This is a genomic window from Pseudomonas sp. AF03-9, from assembly GCF_020515815.1.
Lineage (GTDB): Bacteria > Pseudomonadota > Gammaproteobacteria > Pseudomonadales > Pseudomonadaceae > Aquipseudomonas.
In genome coordinates, this window is sequence record NZ_JAHPJF010000014.1 from 157122 (window position 1) to 174412 (window position 17291).

Consider the following 17291-nt stretch of genomic DNA (forward strand, 5'->3'; position numbering starts at 1 on the left):
GGACGACAGGCAACAGAACAGGCCAAATGGATCGAATCGATAAAACAATGGTTTTATCGCCGCAAACGCTCTAACTGATCGACTTGCGATTGAAATCCCGTAGGCGGAAGCCTTGCAACAGCAACATCCCGAAGTACACCACCACCCCCGCGACCACCAACACACCCAGGCGCATGAAGCGCTCCAGCATGTGGCCCTGGTCCCAGGCGGGCATGAAGTGCATCAGGCCCAGCAATACCGCCGACATCGCCGCGACCGCCACCAGCAGTTTTAGGGCAAACATGCCCCAGCCCGGCTGCGGCTGGAACATCTGCTGCTTGCGCAGTTGATAAAACAGGAGGCCTGCGTTGATGCATGCCCCCGCACTGATGGCCAGGGCCAGGCCGGCGTGGGCCAACGGGCCGATAAACACCAGGTTGAGCAGTTGCGTGACGATCAGCGTGAAGATCGCGATCTTCACCGGCGTGCGAATGTTCTGCTGGGCATAGAAGCCCGGCGCCAGCACCTTGATCACGATGATGCCAAGCAGGCCGACGGAGTAGGCGATCAACGCATGCTGGGTCATCAGGGCGTCATGGGCATCGAACTGCCCGTACTGGAACAGCGACACCGTCAGCGGCTCGGCCAGGATGCCCAGCGCCAGGGAGCATGGCAGCACCAGCACAAAGCACAGGCGCAGCCCCCAATCGAGGATACGTGAATATTCCTGACGATCCTTGCTGGCATAGGTGCGCGCCAGCGTCGGCAGCAAGATAGTGCCCAAGGCCACGCCGAGCACGCCGGACGGCAATTCCATCAGACGGTCGGCGTAGTACATCCACGACACCGAACCCGAGACCAGCAGCGAAGCAAATGCGGTGTTGATGATCAGGGAAATCTGGCTGACCGATACGCCGAGGATCGCCGGCAACATATTGCGCATCACACGCCAGACGCCGGTGTCCTTGAGGTTCAGACGCGGCAGTACGAGCATGCCGATCTTTTTCAGGTGCGGCAGTTGGTAGAGCAATTGCGCCAGGCCGCCGGCCAGCACGGCCCAGCTCAGGGCCATGACCGGCGGATCGAAGTACGGCGTCAGGAACAGCGCGAAGATGATCATGCTGACGTTCAGCAGGGTCGGCACGAATGCCGGCACCGAGAAGCGGTTCCAGGTGTTGAGGATTGCCCCGGCCAGCGATGACAGGGAAATCAGCAATATATAAGGAAAGGTCACCCGCAACAGGTCGGTGGTCAGCGTGAATTTTTCCGGGGTGTTGGCAAAACCGGGGGCCGTGGCCCAGATCACCCAGGGCGCGGCGAGCATGCCAAGGATGGTCACCAGCATCAGCACCAGGGTCAGCAGACCCGAGACGTAGGCAATGAAGGTGCGGGTCGCCTCCTCGCCTTGCTGGGTCTTGTATTCGGCCAGGATCGGCACGAACGCCTGGGAAAATGCGCCTTCGGCGAAGATCCGCCGCAGCAGGTTGGGCAGCTTGAAGGCAATAAAGAAGGCATCCGTGGCCATGCTTGCGCCAAAAATGCGGGCCAGCAGAGTGTCACGCACAAAGCCCAGAACCCGGGAAATCATGGTGATGGAGCTGACGGCAGCCAACGATTTGAGGAGGTTCATTGAAAGAGTTTGCGCCTATTAGATAAACAGCAGGCGAACAACGCGCCTACTTATGCGATACTGCGCGCCTGCAAAACAGCACAGAGCCAAAGCTCGCGAGTTTACAGGTCAAGCGCCGGAAATAAATCACCCGCCTCTTCAGATCGACCACTCAGCAGTTCGCATCAACCGCCCTTGACAACCAATCAACTCATCGGCATGATTCGCGGCCTATTTTGTTTGCTATTTCCTAAAAAGTCTTTCGAGGAGCTCGACGGTGGCCAACACACCTTCCGCCAAAAAACGTGCAAAACAGGCTGAGAAGCGTCGCAGCCACAACGCCAGCCTGCGTTCCATGGTTCGTACCTACATCAAGAATGTAGTTAAAGCCATCGACACCAAAGACGCTGAAAAAGCTCAAGCAGCTTACGTTCTGGCTGTGCCAGTTATCGACCGTATGGCCGATAAAGGCATCATCCACAAGAACAAGGCCGCTCGTCATAAGAGCCGTCTGAATGGCCACATCAAGGCTCTGAACGTCGCTGCAGCAGCCTAAGTGGTAACAACTGCCGCGTAACCCAGGTTACGCAACAGTTAAGAAATGCCCCGTACCGAAAGGTCCGGGGCATTTTTGTGTGTCCCTGAAAATACTTGTAGTGAGCGGGCTTGCCCGCGCTGGGTGGCGAAGCCGCCCCAAACGGTCCGCCGCGGTGTTTCAGAGAGACCGAGGTGATTGGATTTGGGGCGGCTTCGCCACCCAGCGCGGGGCAAGCCCGCTCACTACAAAAGCCCGGCCGCCACAAAATACGGGCACAAAAAAAAACGCCCCGAACAGGTCGGGGCGTTTTGCTAGCAACTGATCAATACATCGATCAGTGCTGGTGACCGCCTTCACCGTGGACGTGGCCGTGAGCCACTTCTTCCTGGGAAGCGTCGCGGATGGCAACGATCTTCACTTGGAAGTTCAGGCGCTGGCCAGCCAGCGGGTGGTTGCCGTCAACGGTAACGTCGTCGCCGTCCAGATCACGGATGGTCACGATCTGCATTTGGCCGTCCGGCGCGGAAGCGTGGAACTGCATGCCCACTTCCAGCTCGTCAACGCCTTCGAACATGCTGCGGCTCAGGGTGCTGACCAGTTCGGCCGAGTACTCGCCATAAGCATCTTCAGGTTCTACGGCAACGGTCAGTTCGTCACCGACGCTCTTGCCTTCCAGAGCCTTTTCCAGGCCTGGGATGATGTTACCTGCGCCTTGCAGGTAGACCAGCGGCGCGCCGCCGGCGGAGCTGTCGATGACCTCACCAGCGTCGTTGGTCAGGGTATAGTCGATGGAGACAGCCTTGTTAGCGGCGATCGTCATGGGGCGAGACCTTTTGCATAAGAATGAAGAACGGACAAGTCTAAACAAGGATTTGCCCGAAAGCGAACACAACCCGGACAGACGGGGTCGCACACGCGACTCGACGGTCATCGGTTTTCATCTGGACGACGACCAACACTGGGTCGCCGAGCTCTCCTGCGGCCACACCCAGCACCTGCGCCACCAGCCGCCCTGGCAAACCCGCGCCTGGGTCCTGGACCCCGCGCAACGCCTGGAAAAAATAGGCCAGCCCTTTGCCTGCGGCTGGTGTGCGCAAGCACGCGAATAACGATAACCTTGGCACCTGATTCGCGGTAGACGCTCAGCCATAGAGCGCCACCCAAGCCATGCACCTCCAGAGAATCCGCATGCAGACTTTTTTTATCGCGCCCACCGATTTTGGTGTGGGTCTGACCTCCATCAGCCTTGGGCTGGTGCGTACCCTTGAGCGGGCCGGGCTGAAAGTCGGGTTCTTCAAGCCGATTGCCCAGCCGCACCCCGGCGACACCGGCCCCGAGCGCTCCACCGAACTGGTGGCACGCACCCACGGCCTCAAACCGCCACAACCCTTGGGCCTGGCCCATGTCGAGCGCATGCTCGGCGACGGCCAACTCGACGAGTTGCTCGAAGAAATCATCACCCTCTACCAGCAGGCCGCAGTCGGCAAGGACGTACTGATCGTCGAAGGCATGGTGCCGACCCGCAGCGCCAGCTATGCGGCGCGGGTCAACCTGCACCTGGCCAAGAGCCTGGATGCCGAAGTGATCCTGGTCTCGGCCCCGGAAAACGAAGTGCTCACCGAACTTTCCGGCCGCGTGGAATTGCAGGCCCAACTGTTCGGCGGCCCGAAAGACCCGAAAGTACTCGGCGTGATCCTCAACAAGGTGCGCACCGACGAAAGCATGGAAGCCTTCTCCGCCCGCCTGAAAGAACACTCACCGTTACTGCGCAGCGGCGACTTCCGCCTGCTCGGCTGCATTCCCTACCAACCGGAACTCAACGCCCCGCGCACCCGCGACGTGGCCGACCTGATGGGCGCACAGATCCTCAACGCCGGCGACTACGAAAGCCGGCGCATGACCAAGATCATCATCTGCGCGCGCACCATGCGTAACACCGTAGAACTGCTCAAGCCCGGCGTGCTGGTGGTGACTCCCGGCGACCGCGACGACATCATCCTCGCCGTCAGCCTGGCCGCGATCAACGGCGTGCCCCTGGCCGGCCTGCTGCTGACCAGCGACACCCTGCCCGACCCGCGCATCATGGATCTGTGCCGTGGCGCATTCCAGGCCGGGCTGCCCGTGTTGTCGGTGAGCACCGGTTCCTACGACACCGCCAACCAGCTCAATAGCCTCAACAAAGAAATCCCCATCGATGACCGCGAACGCGCGGAGATCATCACCGATTTCGTCGCCAGCCACCTTGATGCGCGCTGGCTGCACCAACGCTGCGGCACGCCACGGGAGATGCGCCTGTCGCCGGCGGTGTTCCGCTACCAACTGATCCAGCGCGCCCAGGCGGCCAACAAGCGCATCGTGCTGCCCGAAGGCAGTGAACCGCTGACCGTGCAGGCCGCCGCGATCTGCCAGGCCCGCGGGATTGCGCGCTGCGTGCTGCTGGCCAAACCGGCGGACGTGGAAGCCGTCGCCCGCGCCCAGGGCATCGAATTGCCCGAGGGTCTGGAGATCCTCGACCCGGACCTGATCCGCCAACGCTACGTCGAACCCATGGTGGCCCTGCGCAAGAGCAAGAGCCTCAATGCGCCGATGGCCGAGCAGCAACTGGAAGACACCGTGGTGATCGCCACCATGATGCTCGCGCTGGATGAAGTGGATGGCCTGGTCTCCGGCGTCATCCACTCCACCGCCAACACCATCCGCCCCGCCCTGCAACTGATCAAGACCGCGCCGGGCTGCACCCTGGTGTCGTCGGTGTTCTTCATGCTGTTCCCCGAGCAGGTGCTGGTGTACGGCGACTGCGTGATGAACCCGCACCCGAGTGCGGCGGAACTGGCGGAAATCGCCCTGCAAAGCGCCGACTCGGCCGCCGCGTTCGGGATTACGCCGCGCGTGGCGATGATCAGCTATTCCAGCGGTGATTCGGCCAGCGGTGAAGAAGTCGAAAAAGTCCGCGAAGCCACCCTGCTCGCCCACGAGCAGCAAAGCTCGCTGCTGATCGACGGCCCGCTGCAGTACGACGCCGCCGCCAACGAAAACGTTGCGCGGCAATTGGCCCCCAACAGCCAGGTCGCCGGCAAGGCCACGGTGTTCGTGTTCCCTGATCTCAACACCGGCAACACCACCCACAAGGCCGTGCAACGCAGCGCCGACTGCGTGAGCCTGGGGCCGATGCTCCAGGGCCTGCGCAAGCCGGTCAACGACCTGCCACGTGGCGCCCAGGTGGACGACATCGTGTACACCATCGCACTGACTGCGATCCAAGCCGCCAACCGACCTATGGATATTTAAATGCTGGCTTTCCTACCTGCCGCCGTGCGCGGGGTGATCGCGTCGCTGTTGTTGGCGCTGAACACCATCCTGTTGTGTTCGTTCCTGTTTATCGTGGCCCTGTTCAAGGCGCTGCCGTTCGCCAAGCGCTTCAGCGAATGGCTGATGAACCACACCCACGAAGCCTGGGTCACCAACAACAAAGGCTGGATGAATATGGTTCGTCGCACACGCTGGCACCTGAGCGGCCTGGAAGGCCTGGACTACCAGCACTCGTATTTGGTGACCAGCAACCACCAGAGCTGGGTCGACATCATGGTGTTGCAGTACGTGCTCAATCGGCGCATTCGCCCACTGAAGTTCTTCCTCAAGCAGGAGCTGATCTGGGTCCCGGTGATCGGCCTGGCATGGTGGGCCTTGGGCTTTCCGTTCATGAAACGCTACAGCAAGGCATACCTGGAGAAGCACCCGGAAAAGAAAGGCAAGGACCTGGAAACCACCCGCAAGACCTGTGCGAAGTTTCGCGACAACCCGGTGGGTATTTTCAACTTTGCTGAAGGCACGCGGTTTACCCCGGGCAAGCATGCGCAACAGAAATCGCCATTCCGCTATCTGCTCAAGCCCAAGGCCGGTGGCATTGCGTTTGTGCTGGATGCGATGGGAGAGCAGTTGAAGTCATTGGTCAATGTGACCATTCACTACCCGGCCGGGCGCCCTGGTTATTGGGATTTGCTGTGCGGGAATGTGCAGGACGTTGTGGTGCAGTTTGAAGAGGTGCAGATCCCGGCCGCGTTCATTGGCAAGAATTATGAGCAGGACGGGGAGTACCGGACGGCCTTCCAGGGCTGGATCAACCAGCTATGGGAAGAAAAAGACCAACTGCTAGAAAAACTGCACACACAATTCCCAGGCAAACACTGATCAAAATGTGGGAGCGGGCTTGCTCGCTCCCACATTTGACCGAGTTGTTTTCAAGCCCTCCACAAAAAGCCCGCCACCGATGACTCGGTGGCGGGCTTTTTTGTAGCGACGATCTTTAGATCGCGCCGCGCTGACGCAACAGCTCCAGCACTTGCTTGACGCTCTCATCCACCGACAACGCCTGGGTGTCGATCACCAGATCGGCATTCAACGGCACGTCGTACGGGAAAGATTCGCCCGGGATGTTATCCCCACCGGCAGCGTACAGGCCTTGCGGATCACGCTCGGCGCACGCCAGCGGCGACGCTTGCACATAGACGGTCAACAAACGGTCGGCGCCGATCAGCGCCTTGGCTGCCTCACGCCCTTCGGCATCCGGCGCAACGAACGCAGCCAGGGTCAGCAGGCCAGCTTCGTTGAACTGACGCGCCACGTGAGCGGCACGACGCCAGTTCTCGGTACGACCGGCACGGTCCTGCGGCAACCCCTTGTTCAGGTCGTGGCGCAGGTTCTGGCCATCCAGTACAAACACTGCACGGCCCATGTCGAACAGCTTGCGCTCAACCGCATAGGCCAGGGTGCTCTTGCCCGCGCCCGACAGGCCGCTGAACAGCACGGTCGCCGGTTGCTGGCCAAAGCGCTGGGCGCGCTCTTCAGTCGCTACATGGGCCAGCTTGCCGTGCTGCGCCGAACTGCCATGGCTCACTGGCGGCGCGATGATCATGCCCGCGGCCACAGTGCCGTTGGTCAGGCGGTCGATGACGATGAACGCACCGGTGGTGCGGTTGCTGTCGTAACCGTCCAGGGCGATGGCGGCATCGAGGCTGACCTTGACCCGGCCGATCTCGTTCAGTTGCAACGAACTCGCCGGGCCTTCGGCCAGGGTGTTCACGTCCACGCGGTGCACGATGCTGGTGATGGAACCCGGCACGTAGCTGGTGGCGCGCTTGATGTCGTATTTCTTGCCCGGCAGCATCGGTTCTTCGGCCATCCACACCAGCATGGCGTCGAAGGCGTCGGTCACTTGCGGCACGTTGTCGGCATGCACCAGCAGGTCGCCACGGGAGATGTCGATCTCGTCTTCCATGGTCAGGGTCACGGCCTGGCCTGGGCCTGCGTGTTCCAGTTCACCTTCAAAGGTGACGATGGATTTGACGCGGCTGCTCTTGCCCGACGGCAGCACCACGACTTCGTCGCCCTTGTGCACGATGCCGCTGGCCAGGGTGCCGGCGAAACCGCGGAAATTCAGGTTCGGACGGTTGACGTACTGCACCGGGAAACGCAGGTCGGTGTAGTTGCGGTCGTTGGCGATCTCGACGGTCTCGAGGATCTCCATCAGCGACTGCCCGGTGTACCAAGGCGAACGCTCGCTCTTGTTCACCACGTTGTCGCCCTTGAGCGCCGACATCGGCACGAACGCCATGGTGCTCGGCTTGAACGCGATACCTTCGGCGAACTTCAGGTAATCGGCCTTGATCGACTCGAACACGCTTTGGTCAAAGCCATTGATGTCCATCTTGTTGACGGCAATCACGATGTGCTTGATGCCCAGCAGCGAGGCGATATAGCTGTGGCGACGGGTCTGGGTCTGCACGCCGTAGCGGGCGTCGATCAGGATGATCGCCAGGTCACAGGTGGACGCGCCGGTGGCCATGTTGCGGGTGTACTGCTCATGGCCAGGGGTGTCGGCAATGATGAATTTGCGCTTGGCGGTGGAGAAGTAGCGGTAGGCCACATCGATGGTGATGCCCTGCTCACGCTCGGCCTGCAGGCCGTCGACCAGCAGCGCCAGGTCGATGTCGTCGCCGGTGGTGCCGACTTTCTTCGAATCGCGGGTGATGGCTTCCAGGTGATCTTCGTAGATCATCTTGGAGTCGTGCAGCAGGCGCCCGATCAGGGTGCTCTTGCCGTCATCGACGTTGCCGCAGGTCAGGAAGCGCAACATTTCCTTGCGCTCGTGCTGGCCCAGGTAGGCGAGGATGTCCTCGCTGATCAAATCAGATTGATGCGACATTGGTGACAACCCCTTAGAAATAACCCTGACGTTTTTTGTCTTCCATCGAGCCTGCGCCATCGTGGTCGATGACACGGCCCTGGCGCTCGGAAGTTCGCGTCAGGAGCATTTCCTGAATGATGTCCGTCAGCGTCTCGGCTTCGGACTCCACCGCGCCCGTCAACGGGTAGCAGCCAAGGGTACGGAAACGTACTTTCTTTTTGACGATTCGGGCTTTGTCTTCGTCGGACAAGTGCTCGAGGATGCGGTCGTCGTCGATCATGATCAACGTGCCGTTCTTCTCGATCACTTCACGCTCGGCGGCGAAGTACAGCGGCACGATCGGGATGCCTTCCAGGTAGATGTACTGCCAGATGTCCAGCTCGGTCCAGTTGGACAGCGGGAACACACGGATCGACTCACCCTTGTTGACGTTGCCGTTGTAGACGTTCCACAGCTCGGGCCGCTGGTTCTTCGGGTCCCAGCGGTGCTTGCTGTCGCGGAACGAGTACACGCGCTCTTTGGCACGGGATTTCTCTTCATCGCGACGGGCACCGCCGAACGCGGCGTCGAAACCATGCTTGTCCAGGGCTTGCTTGAGGCCCTCGGTCTTCATGATGTCGGTGTGCTTGGCGCTACCGTGGGTGAACGGGTTGATGCCCTGCGCCACGCCGTCCGGGTTGACGTGGGTGATCAACTCCAGGCCCAGCTCCTCGACCATCTTGTCGCGGAACTTGTACATCTCCTGGAATTTCCACTGGGTGTCGACGTGCATCACCGGGAACGGCAGCTTGCCCGGGAAGAATGCCTTGCGTGCCAGATGCAGCATCACGGCGGAGTCTTTACCGATCGAGTAGAGCATCACCGGGTTATCGAACTCGGCGGCGACCTCGCGGATGATGTGGATGCTTTCCGCCTCCAGCTGTTTCAGATGCGTCAGTTTGTCGACCATGGTTACTCACGGAAAAACGATCTTGTGGACGGCCAGCGGGCCGTGTTCGAGCGGGGCATGCTAGCACAGCACCTTCTTCTAATCAGGGAGCGGACTAGATCGAAACGGTATATGAATATGCCCCCAGGTTTGGCTCATCACCCACCACGAACACGGGACAGGTGGGAGCTGGCTTGCCTGCGATGCAGACACCTCGGTGTATCAGTTGCACCTCGGTGATGCTATCGCAGGCAAGCCAGCTCTCACATTTGTTCGGCGGTATTTGTCAGATCGGGTTCGGGCAATCGATAAACAGGTGCTCCAGCGCAAACCGCCGCGCCAGGTAATCCCCCAACGCCTGCACACCGTAACGCTCGGTGGCGTGATGGCCGGCGGCGATGAAGCTGATGTCGTTTTCCCGAGCACTGTGGAAGGTCTGCTCGGAGGCTTCGCCACTGAGGAACAGGTCCACGCCGGCCGCGATCCCATGGTCGATGTAACCCTGGCCACCCCCCGTGCACCAACCGACGCGACGGATCATTTCGCTGCCTTCGATCAGCAGCGGCTCACGGCCCATGACTTCCTGCACACGGCGGGCAAAGTCGCGGGGCGACAGCGGTTCGGCGAGGGAGCCGACCAGGCCGACGACCTTGGCGTCGCTTGGGTCCAGCGGGCCTTCGACGGTGATGTCCAATTGCCGGGCAAGTTGCACGTTGTTGCCGACATCGGGATGCAGGTCCAGCGGCAGGTGATAGGCCAGCAGACTGATATCGTGCTTGAGCAGGGTTTTCAGGCGCCGCTGCTTCATGCCGGTAATACAGGGGTTCTCGCCTTTCCAGAAATAACCGTGGTGCACCAGCACCAGGTCGGCCCCGGCCTCGACGGCCGCGTCCAGCAGGGCCTGGCTGGCGGTCACACCGCTGACGATGCGCATCACCTGCGGGCGCCCCTCGACTTGCAGGCCATTGGGGCAATAATCGGCAATTTTGGAGCTGTTCAGGTAGCGGTCAGCTTCGTCGACTAATGTGCTCAGGGCAACGGCCATAAAAGACTCCTAAATATCCCGTTCGAAGGCACTCACAGCCTCGTATAATGCGCGCCATTATGGGCGCTCTCCCGCCCCCTGCAACCTGTCAGGACTTACTTGATGCTCAAGGCACTGCGTTTTTTTGGATGGCCATTGTTGGCTGGCGTGCTGATCGCGATGCTGATCATTCAGCGTTATCCCCAATGGGTGGGCCTGCCCAGCCTGGATGTGAACATGCAACAGGCACCGCAAACCAGCGCGGTGGTGCAAGGCCCGGTGACCTATGCGGACGCGGTCGTCATCGCCGCGCCGGCGGTGGTCAACCTGTACACCACCAAGGTCATCAACAAACCGTCGCACCCGTTGTTTGAAGACCCGCAGTTTCGCCGCTATTTCGGCGACAACGGGCCCAAGCAACGCCGCATGGAATCCAGCCTGGGTTCCGGCGTGATCATGAGCCCGGAGGGCTACATCCTCACCAACAACCATGTGACCACCGGCGCCGACCAGATCGTGGTGGCCCTGCGTGACGGCCGCGAAACCCTGGCCCGCGTGGTCGGTAGCGACCCGGAAACCGACCTCGCCGTGTTGAAGATCGACCTCAAGAACCTACCCTCCATCACCCTCGGCCGCTCCGACGGCCTGCGTGTAGGTGACGTGGCGCTGGCCATCGGCAACCCGTTCGGCGTGGGCCAAACGGTGACCATGGGCATCATCAGTGCCACTGGGCGCAATCAGTTGGGCCTGAACAGCTACGAGGACTTCATCCAGACCGACGCGGCGATCAACCCGGGCAACTCCGGCGGTGCGCTGGTGGATGCCAATGGCAATCTGACCGGTATCAACACGGCGATTTTCTCCAAGTCCGGCGGCTCCCAGGGCATCGGCTTTGCGATCCCGGTGAAGCTGGCGACAGAAGTGATGAAGTCGATCATCGAGCACGGCCAGGTGATCCGCGGCTGGCTGGGCATTGAAGTACAGCCGCTGACCAAGGACCTGGCCGAATCGTTTGGCCTGACCGGGCGGCCGGGCATCGTGGTCGCCGGGATCTTCCGTGACGGCCCGGCACAGAAAGCCGGCCTGCAACTGGGCGACGTGATCCTCAGCATCGACGGCGAACCGGCCGGCGATGGCCGCAAGTCGATGAACCAAGTGGCGCGGATCAAACCGACCGACAAGGTGACGATCCTGGTGATGCGCAACGGCAAGGAGATCAAGCTCTCAGCGGAAATCGGCCTGCGCCCACCACCGGCGCCGGTGAAAGAAGAGGAATAAACGCCCTCGGCGAGGTGCCTGTTCGCGGGCACCTGAAAGCTCATATTTCATAGCGATTCATTCTCATTAGGCATGTTATATTGTTTCAATATCGACATTGGAACGCTCTATCATGCCGTCTCGAAGAATTGCCCCCCTGGCTGGCCTGGCCTTGGGTCTATTGCTTGACCCCGCCTTCGCCGAAGACAACACCCTGGAACTCGATGCCATCAGCGTCACCACCGACGCTTACGAGTCCGCCACAGGCCCGGTCAACGGCTACCGCGCTACCCGTTCGGCCAGCGCGACCAAAACCGACACCGCCCTTCGCGACATCCCACAATCCATCAGCGTGATTCCGGCCACGGTGCTCAAAGACCTGGGCAGCACCAACGTCGAGCGCGCCCTGGAATTTGCCGGCGGCGTGTCCAAGCAGAACAACTTCGGCGGCCTGACGCTCTACGAATACAGCGTGCGCGGCTTCACCACGTCCGAGTTCTACCAGGACGGCTTCAGCGCCAACCGTGGCTACCCGAGCACCCCGGACACGGCCAATATCGAACGCATCGAAGTGCTCAAGGGCCCCGCCGCCAGCCTGTACGGGCGCGGCGATCCCGGCGGCACCGTGAATATCGTCACTAAAAAGCCCCAGCCTGAAGCCTTCACCACCCTGCAAACTAGCGCCGGCAGCTGGGACCGCTACCGCACCGCCCTGGACGTCAACACGCCGCTGGACAGCGAAGGCCACGTGCTGTCACGGGTCAACCTGGCAGTGGAGGACAACCACAGCTTCCGCGATCACGTGCAGAGCAAGCGCGTATTCGTCGCCCCTTCGTTCAGTTGGCAGCTGGACCCGGATACCACGCTGCTCGTCGAAAGCGAATTCGTGCGCCACAGCTCCACCTTCGACCGCGGCATCGTCGCCGCCCCCGGCGTATCTCGCTCAACCTTCCTCGGCGAACCCAACGACGGCGACATCGACAACCACAACAATCGCATCCAGGCCGCCCTCGAACATCACCTCAACGACGCCTGGAGCCTGCGCCTGGCCAGCCATTACAAACAGGGCAGCCTGTGGGGCGACGCCTCGGAAAACCGCGCACTGAATGCCGATGGCCACACCCTCAACCGCCGCTACCGCGAACGCTCCATGGGCTGGCACGACAGCATCACCCAACTGGAACTGCGCGGCCTGTTCGACATCGGCAGTTGGCAACACGAACTGCTGGTCGGCACCGAATACGAGGACTACCGCAAGAACGAACGGGTCACCGCCATCGCCGGCAGCCCCTACGCCATCGACCTCTACAACCCGGTCTACGGCCAGGCAAAACCCAACGGCACACGCAGCGGCACCGACTTCTTCGAACAGACCAAAAGCCACGCGCTGAACCTGCAAGATCAGATCGTCTTCACCGAGCGCCTGCGCGGCATGGTCGGCGCACGTTTCGAGCATTTCGAGCAACGCATCGACGATTTCACCCGCAACGCGCCGCCGGGCAAGCAGACCCACGACGCCCTCACCCAGCGCGCCGGCCTGCTCTACCAGCTCACGCCAGAAGTCGGCGTGTTCGCCAACGCCTCCACCTCGTTCAAACCCAACAGCGGCTTGGACGCCAACAGCAAAGGCTTCAAGCCGGAAGAAGGGGTGGGCTACGAAGTGGGGATCAAGAGCGAGCTGTTCGACGACCGCCTCAGCGCCACCCTCGCCGCCTTCCATATCGAGAAGGAAAACGTGCTCACCCTCGACCCGGCCACCAACCTCAACCGCGCCATGGGCAAGGCGCGCAGCCAGGGCTTTGACCTGCGGCTGACCGGGCAAGTGACGGACGCCGTACGGGTGATCGGGGCCTTCGCCTACATCGATGCCCAAGTCACCAAAGGCGACACAGCCATTCCCGCCGGCAGCCGCATCCTTGGCGTGGCCAAGCGCAGCGCCAGCCTGTTGGGCGTGTATGAATTCCAGGACGGCGCCTTGCGTGGATCAGACCTGGGGGCGGCGTTTACTTATGTGGGGGATCGTTCCGGTGAGGCGGGCACGGGCTTTGAGCTGCCGGCGTATCACACGGTGGATGTGTTGGCGCATTACAAGGCCACAGAGAATGTCACCGTAGGACTGAACCTCAATAACCTGTTTGATGAGAAGTACTACGAGCGGTCTTACAGCAACTATTGGGTCAACCCGGGTGAACCGCGCAATCTCACGGTCAGCCTGACCCTCAATCTGTAACGCGGTAAAAACTGTGGGAGCGGGCTTGCTCGCGAATGCGGTATGTCAGTCACTTATTATTTGACTGATCCACCGCATTCGCGAGCAAGCCCGCTCCCACATTTAGACTGCGCCAGGTTCAGTTACAGCTCAACGGGTGCTTTTTCACACAAGGTATTCAACGCCTTCGCCCACTGCGGATCATCATTCAGGCACGGCACCAGCACCAACTCCTCGCCCCCCGCCTCGCGGAACTGCTCCAGCCCGCGATCACCAATCTCCTCCAGCGTCTCAATGCAGTCGGCCACGAACGCCGGGCACATCACCAGCAGCTTCTTCACGCCTTGCCGGGCCAGGCTTTCCAGGCGGGCTTCGGTATAGGGTTCGATCCACTTGGCGCGGCCCAGGCGCGATTGGAACGCCACCGACCACTTGTCTTCGGGCAACCCCATGCGTGCGGCAAAGTCACGGGCAACGCTGAAGCACTGCGCGCGATAGCAGGTCTTGAGCACCTCGGCAGACGCGTTCTTGCAACAGTCGGCATCCTTGAAGCAATGCTGGCCGGTAGGGTCGAGCTTGGTCAGGTGGCGCTCAGGCAAGCCATGGAAACTCAGCAGCAGGTGGTCGTAATCCTGCTCCACGTACGGCCGCGCGCTGGCGACCAGGGCGTCGAGATATTCGGGCTGGTCGTAAAACGGTTGCAGAATCGAGAATTGCACGTCGAGTTTGTGGTCGCGCACCACACGCCTGGCTTCCTCGATCACCGTGGTCACGGTGCTGTCGGCAAACTGCGGATACAACGGCGCCAGCGTGACCTTGCGGATGCCCTGGCCGGCGAGGCGGGTCAGCACGCTTTCAATCGACGGCTCGCCGTAGCGCATCGCCAATTCCACCGGGCCTTGGCTCCATTGCGCAGTCATTTGTTGTTGCAGGCGGCGGCTGAGCACCACCAGCGGCGAGCCTTCGTCCCACCAGATCGAAGCGTAGGCGTGGGCCGACTGCTCGGGGCGCTTGATCAGGATCAGCGACACCAACAAGCGCCGCACCGGCCACGGCAGGTCGATCACGTAGGGATCCATCAAAAACTGATTGAGGTAGCTGCGCACATCGGCCACCGAGGTGGACGCCGGTGAGCCCAGGTTGACCAGTAACAACGCGTGATCCGTCATGCAACATCCTATCTTTAGAGGCGGCTGGACAAGTCATCCAGGGCCGCGCGCAACTCAGTGAACTGAAAAGTGAAACCGGCCGCCAGCAACCGCTCCGGAACGGCCTTCTGCCCGCCCAACAGCAACCCGGACAACTCGCCCAACCCGACCTTCAACGCAAAAGCCGGCATCGGCATGAACGCCGGGCGATGCAGCACCTGGCCCAGGGTCTTGGCGAACTCGCGGTTACGCACCGGGTGTGGCGCGCACGCATTATAAGGACCGCTGGCGTCGGCGTTGTGCAGAAGAAAATCAATCAGGCCGATTTGATCCTTGATATGCACCCACGGCATCCACTGCCGACCATTGCCGATCGGCCCGCCCAGCGCCAGCTTGAACGGCAGCAACAGGCGCGACAAAAAGCCGCCCTCGGCCGCCAGCACCAGGCCCGTGCGCACCAGCACCACGCGTATGCCCAGGGCTTCGGCGCGCTGCGCAGTTTCTTCCCAGGCGATGCACAGTTGGCTGGGGAAATCGTCCTGCACCGGGCCGCTGGCTTCGCTCAACTCACGCTCGCCGCCGTCGCCGTACCAGCCCACGGCGGAACCGGAGATCAGCACCGCCGGTTTTTGCGCCAGCTCGTCGAGCCACGCCAGCAGGGTTTCGGTCAGGCCGACCCGGCTGTTCCACAACAACGTCTTGCGCTTGTGGGTCCAAGGGCGATCCGCGATGGGCGCACCGGCGAGGTTAATGACCGCGTCCACCGGGCCGATAACCTGTTGTAGGCGGCCGACTCCCGACACCTGAGCGCCGCAGACCTTGGCAACCTGTTCCGGGTGACGGCTCCACACGGTCAGGCGATGGCCCTGGGCAAGCCAGTGTTGGCAGAGTTGGCGGCCGATCAAACCCGTACCGCCGGTCAGCAAAATATGCATGGGACACTCCTCATGTAACGTTCGCCGCCGATCACTGGTCTATTTTATAGGCAGGGATCATTTGCAATCGGGCGTAGCCTCAACGTTAACCATAGGCCACGCCGTAAGAACAGGCACGCCAAAACTTATACCAAAAAACAATATTGTACAGCTATTGGTGTCGGCGTAGTCTGTACCCAAAGGTAAAACGAGGCCTCCCATGACTGTTCCCATCGCGATCATCGGCACCGGCATTGCCGGTCTCTCCGCCGCCCAAGCGTTACGAGACGCGGGGCACGTTGTACAACTCTTCGATAAAAGCCGCGGCAGTGGTGGCCGCATGTCCAGCAAGCGCAGCGATGCCGGCTCACTGGACATGGGCGCGCAGTACTTCACCGCCCGCGACCGGCGCTTCGTCAACGAAGTGCAACGCTGGCAAAGCAACGGTTGGGCCGAGCAGTGGAAACCCCAGCTGTACAACTTCAAGTCCGGCCAACTCACACCCTCCCCCGATGAACAGGTGCGCTGGGTCGGCACGCCGCGCATGAGCGCGATCACCCGCGCCTTGCTCGATGACTTGCCGGTGCAATTCGGTTGCCGCATCACCGAAGTGTTCCAGGGCACACAGCACTGGAACCTGCTGGATGCCGACGGCGGCAGCCACGGCCCGTTCAGCCACGTGGTCATCGCCACGCCCGCGCCCCAGGCCACCGCCCTGCTCGCCGCCGCGCCGAAACTGGCCAGCGCCGCCGCCGGGGTGAAGATGGACCCGACCTGGGCCATCGCCCTGGCTTTCGACAAACCCCTGGATACACCGATGGAAGGCTGCTTCGTCCAAGACAGCCCTCTTGACTGGCTGGCGCGCAACCGCAGCAAACCAGGGCGTGACGCCAGCCAGGACACCTGGGTGCTGCACGCCACCAGCGCATGGAGCCGGGCGCACCTGGACCTGGCCAAGGAAGCGGTGATCGAACACCTGCACGGCGCCTTCGCCGAACTGCTGCACAGCGCCATGCCTGCGCCGTCGTTCAGCCTGGCGCACCGCTGGCTCTACGCACGACCGTCGAGCAGCCACGAGTTCGGCGTGCTGGCCGACGCCGACCTGGGCCTGTATGTGTGCGGTGACTGGTGCTTGTCCGGCCGCGTGGAAGGCGCCTGGCTCAGCGGCCAGGAAGCGGCGCGACGCTTGATCGAGCACCTGCAATGAACCGCATCAACCCCGCCAAGTTGCTGCTGTCGAAGTGGACAGCAGCCCAGCCTCGCCACAAAGAAAAACACTTCCTCGTCACCGAGCTGTTTCGCGACGAGGAAGGCACCGTGCTGGAAATCGAACTGCAAGCCGTGCTGACCCGCCGAGCCGAGCGCCTGGCGTGGCAAACCCTGCAAAACGCCGAGGACTGGAAGATCGGCTGGAAATAACCTGTACAAAAAGTTTGACTTGTACAGCTTCGAACCTATGATGAGATTTAGTTGTACAAGAATATTATCTTGTACAGGAATC

Annotated in this window: 15 protein-coding genes; 8 read left to right on the plus strand and 7 right to left on the minus strand. The window is 61.4% G+C overall.

Features of this window, described 5'->3' with window-relative positions; genetic code table 11:
- Positions 1–70: 70 nt before the first annotated feature.
- A complete protein-coding gene (gene murJ / locus LIY36_RS18475; RefSeq protein ID WP_226456531.1) occupies positions 71–1609 on the minus strand; it encodes a murein biosynthesis integral membrane protein MurJ in 1539 nt (512 codons plus the stop codon).
- A 256-nt stretch (positions 1610–1865) separates the two neighbouring features.
- Here murJ and rpsT point away from each other — a divergent pair, with 256 nt between their 5' ends.
- On the plus strand, positions 1866–2144 hold the full coding sequence (rpsT, locus tag LIY36_RS18480) for a 30S ribosomal protein S20 (protein ID WP_003171647.1): 279 nt from the start codon (positions 1866–1868) through the stop codon (positions 2142–2144).
- 316 nt (positions 2145–2460) lie between these two features.
- Here the strand turns inward: rpsT and LIY36_RS18485 are convergent, their stop codons facing one another.
- Positions 2461–2946 carry an FKBP-type peptidyl-prolyl cis-trans isomerase gene (locus tag LIY36_RS18485; RefSeq protein WP_017737905.1) on the minus strand — a complete coding sequence of 162 codons (486 nt, stop codon included), beginning with the start codon at positions 2944–2946 and terminating at the stop codon, positions 2461–2463.
- Here LIY36_RS18485 and LIY36_RS18490 point away from each other — a divergent pair.
- The 3 genes from LIY36_RS18490 (at position 2945) to LIY36_RS18500 (ending at position 6314) form a co-directional block, all read left to right on the plus strand.
- A complete protein-coding gene (locus LIY36_RS18490; protein WP_192297842.1) occupies positions 2945–3235 on the plus strand; it encodes a DUF3565 domain-containing protein in 291 nt (96 codons plus the stop codon). The two genes, LIY36_RS18485 and LIY36_RS18490, sit on opposite strands and share 2 nt — an antisense overlap.
- 79 nt (positions 3236–3314) lie before the next feature.
- Positions 3315–5414: a phosphate acetyltransferase gene (gene pta / locus LIY36_RS18495; protein WP_192297759.1), complete on the plus strand. Its 2100-nt coding sequence runs from the start codon at positions 3315–3317 to the stop codon at positions 5412–5414.
- The gene (locus LIY36_RS18500; protein WP_226456532.1) at positions 5415–6314 is read left to right on the plus strand and encodes an acyltransferase; all 900 of its coding nucleotides are present in this window, start codon (positions 5415–5417) and stop codon (positions 6312–6314) included.
- Positions 6315–6429: 115 nt separating this feature from the next.
- Here LIY36_RS18500 and cysN read toward each other — a convergent pair whose 3' ends face one another.
- The 3 genes from cysN to LIY36_RS18515 form a co-directional block, all read right to left on the minus strand.
- Positions 6430–8328, minus strand: a complete 1899-nt coding sequence (gene cysN / locus LIY36_RS18505) for a sulfate adenylyltransferase subunit CysN (protein ID WP_192297761.1) — start codon at positions 8326–8328, stop codon at positions 6430–6432.
- Positions 8329–8341: 13 nt separating this feature from the next.
- On the minus strand, positions 8342–9259 hold the full coding sequence (gene cysD / locus LIY36_RS18510; RefSeq protein ID WP_017735179.1) for a sulfate adenylyltransferase subunit CysD: 918 nt from the start codon (positions 9257–9259) through the stop codon (positions 8342–8344).
- 265 nt (positions 9260–9524) lie between these two features.
- Positions 9525–10283: a Nif3-like dinuclear metal center hexameric protein gene (locus LIY36_RS18515; RefSeq protein WP_192297762.1), complete on the minus strand. Its 759-nt coding sequence runs from the start codon at positions 10281–10283 to the stop codon at positions 9525–9527.
- A gap of 102 nt (positions 10284–10385) precedes the next feature.
- Here LIY36_RS18515 and algW point away from each other — a divergent pair, with 102 nt between their 5' ends.
- Together algW and LIY36_RS18525 are read left to right on the plus strand one after the other, a co-directional pair.
- Complete coding sequence (algW, locus tag LIY36_RS18520) at positions 10386–11540, plus strand: Do family serine endopeptidase AlgW (RefSeq protein WP_192297763.1); 1155 nt, start codon at positions 10386–10388, stop codon at positions 11538–11540.
- 112 nt (positions 11541–11652) lie between these two features.
- The gene (locus tag LIY36_RS18525) at positions 11653–13749 is read left to right on the plus strand and encodes a TonB-dependent siderophore receptor (RefSeq protein WP_226456533.1); all 2097 of its coding nucleotides are present in this window, start codon (positions 11653–11655) and stop codon (positions 13747–13749) included.
- Positions 13750–13871: 122 nt separating this feature from the next.
- Here the strand turns inward: LIY36_RS18525 and hemH are convergent, their stop codons facing one another.
- Together hemH and LIY36_RS18535 are read right to left on the minus strand one after the other, a co-directional pair.
- Positions 13872–14897, minus strand: a complete 1026-nt coding sequence (gene hemH / locus LIY36_RS18530; RefSeq protein WP_226456534.1) for a ferrochelatase — start codon at positions 14895–14897, stop codon at positions 13872–13874.
- 14 nt (positions 14898–14911) lie between these two features.
- Positions 14912–15811 carry a TIGR01777 family oxidoreductase gene (locus LIY36_RS18535; RefSeq protein WP_226456535.1) on the minus strand — a complete coding sequence of 300 codons (900 nt, stop codon included), beginning with the start codon at positions 15809–15811 and terminating at the stop codon, positions 14912–14914.
- Between the two features lie 199 nt (positions 15812–16010).
- Here LIY36_RS18535 and LIY36_RS18540 point away from each other — a divergent pair, with 199 nt between their 5' ends.
- Together LIY36_RS18540 and LIY36_RS18545 are read left to right on the plus strand one after the other, a co-directional pair.
- Positions 16011–16997: an NAD(P)/FAD-dependent oxidoreductase gene (locus tag LIY36_RS18540; protein ID WP_226456536.1), complete on the plus strand. Its 987-nt coding sequence runs from the start codon at positions 16011–16013 to the stop codon at positions 16995–16997.
- The gene (locus LIY36_RS18545) at positions 16994–17209 is read left to right on the plus strand and encodes a TIGR02450 family Trp-rich protein (RefSeq protein WP_192297768.1); all 216 of its coding nucleotides are present in this window, start codon (positions 16994–16996) and stop codon (positions 17207–17209) included. The genes LIY36_RS18540 and LIY36_RS18545 overlap by 4 nt, the downstream gene beginning before the upstream one ends.
- Positions 17210–17291 lie beyond the last annotated feature (82 nt).

What these genes read in the sequence shown, in the direction of transcription:
- LIY36_RS18535 (WP_226456535.1), bottom strand. Translation starts at nt 15,811, where the DNA reads ATGCATATTTTGCTGACCGGCGGTACGGGTTTGATCGGCCGCCAACTC.
- LIY36_RS18525 (WP_226456533.1), top strand. Translation starts at nt 11,653, where the DNA reads ATGCCGTCTCGAAGAATTGCCCCCCTGGCTGGCCTGGCCTTGGGTCTA.
- cysD (WP_017735179.1), bottom strand. Translation starts at nt 9,259, where the DNA reads ATGGTCGACAAACTGACGCATCTGAAACAGCTGGAGGCGGAAAGCATC.
- LIY36_RS18485 (WP_017737905.1), bottom strand. Translation starts at nt 2,946, where the DNA reads ATGACGATCGCCGCTAACAAGGCTGTCTCCATCGACTATACCCTGACC.
- cysN (WP_192297761.1), bottom strand. Translation starts at nt 8,328, where the DNA reads ATGTCGCATCAATCTGATTTGATCAGCGAGGACATCCTCGCCTACCTG.
- pta (WP_192297759.1), top strand. Translation starts at nt 3,315, where the DNA reads ATGCAGACTTTTTTTATCGCGCCCACCGATTTTGGTGTGGGTCTGACC.
- LIY36_RS18545 (WP_192297768.1), top strand. Translation starts at nt 16,994, where the DNA reads ATGAACCGCATCAACCCCGCCAAGTTGCTGCTGTCGAAGTGGACAGCA.
- algW (WP_192297763.1), top strand. Translation starts at nt 10,386, where the DNA reads ATGCTCAAGGCACTGCGTTTTTTTGGATGGCCATTGTTGGCTGGCGTG.
- murJ (WP_226456531.1), bottom strand. Translation starts at nt 1,609, where the DNA reads ATGAACCTCCTCAAATCGTTGGCTGCCGTCAGCTCCATCACCATGATT.
- LIY36_RS18540 (WP_226456536.1), top strand. Translation starts at nt 16,011, where the DNA reads ATGACTGTTCCCATCGCGATCATCGGCACCGGCATTGCCGGTCTCTCC.
- LIY36_RS18490 (WP_192297842.1), top strand. Translation starts at nt 2,945, where the DNA reads ATGGGGCGAGACCTTTTGCATAAGAATGAAGAACGGACAAGTCTAAAC.
- LIY36_RS18500 (WP_226456532.1), top strand. Translation starts at nt 5,415, where the DNA reads ATGCTGGCTTTCCTACCTGCCGCCGTGCGCGGGGTGATCGCGTCGCTG.
- LIY36_RS18515 (WP_192297762.1), bottom strand. Translation starts at nt 10,283, where the DNA reads ATGGCCGTTGCCCTGAGCACATTAGTCGACGAAGCTGACCGCTACCTG.
- hemH (WP_226456534.1), bottom strand. Translation starts at nt 14,897, where the DNA reads ATGACGGATCACGCGTTGTTACTGGTCAACCTGGGCTCACCGGCGTCC.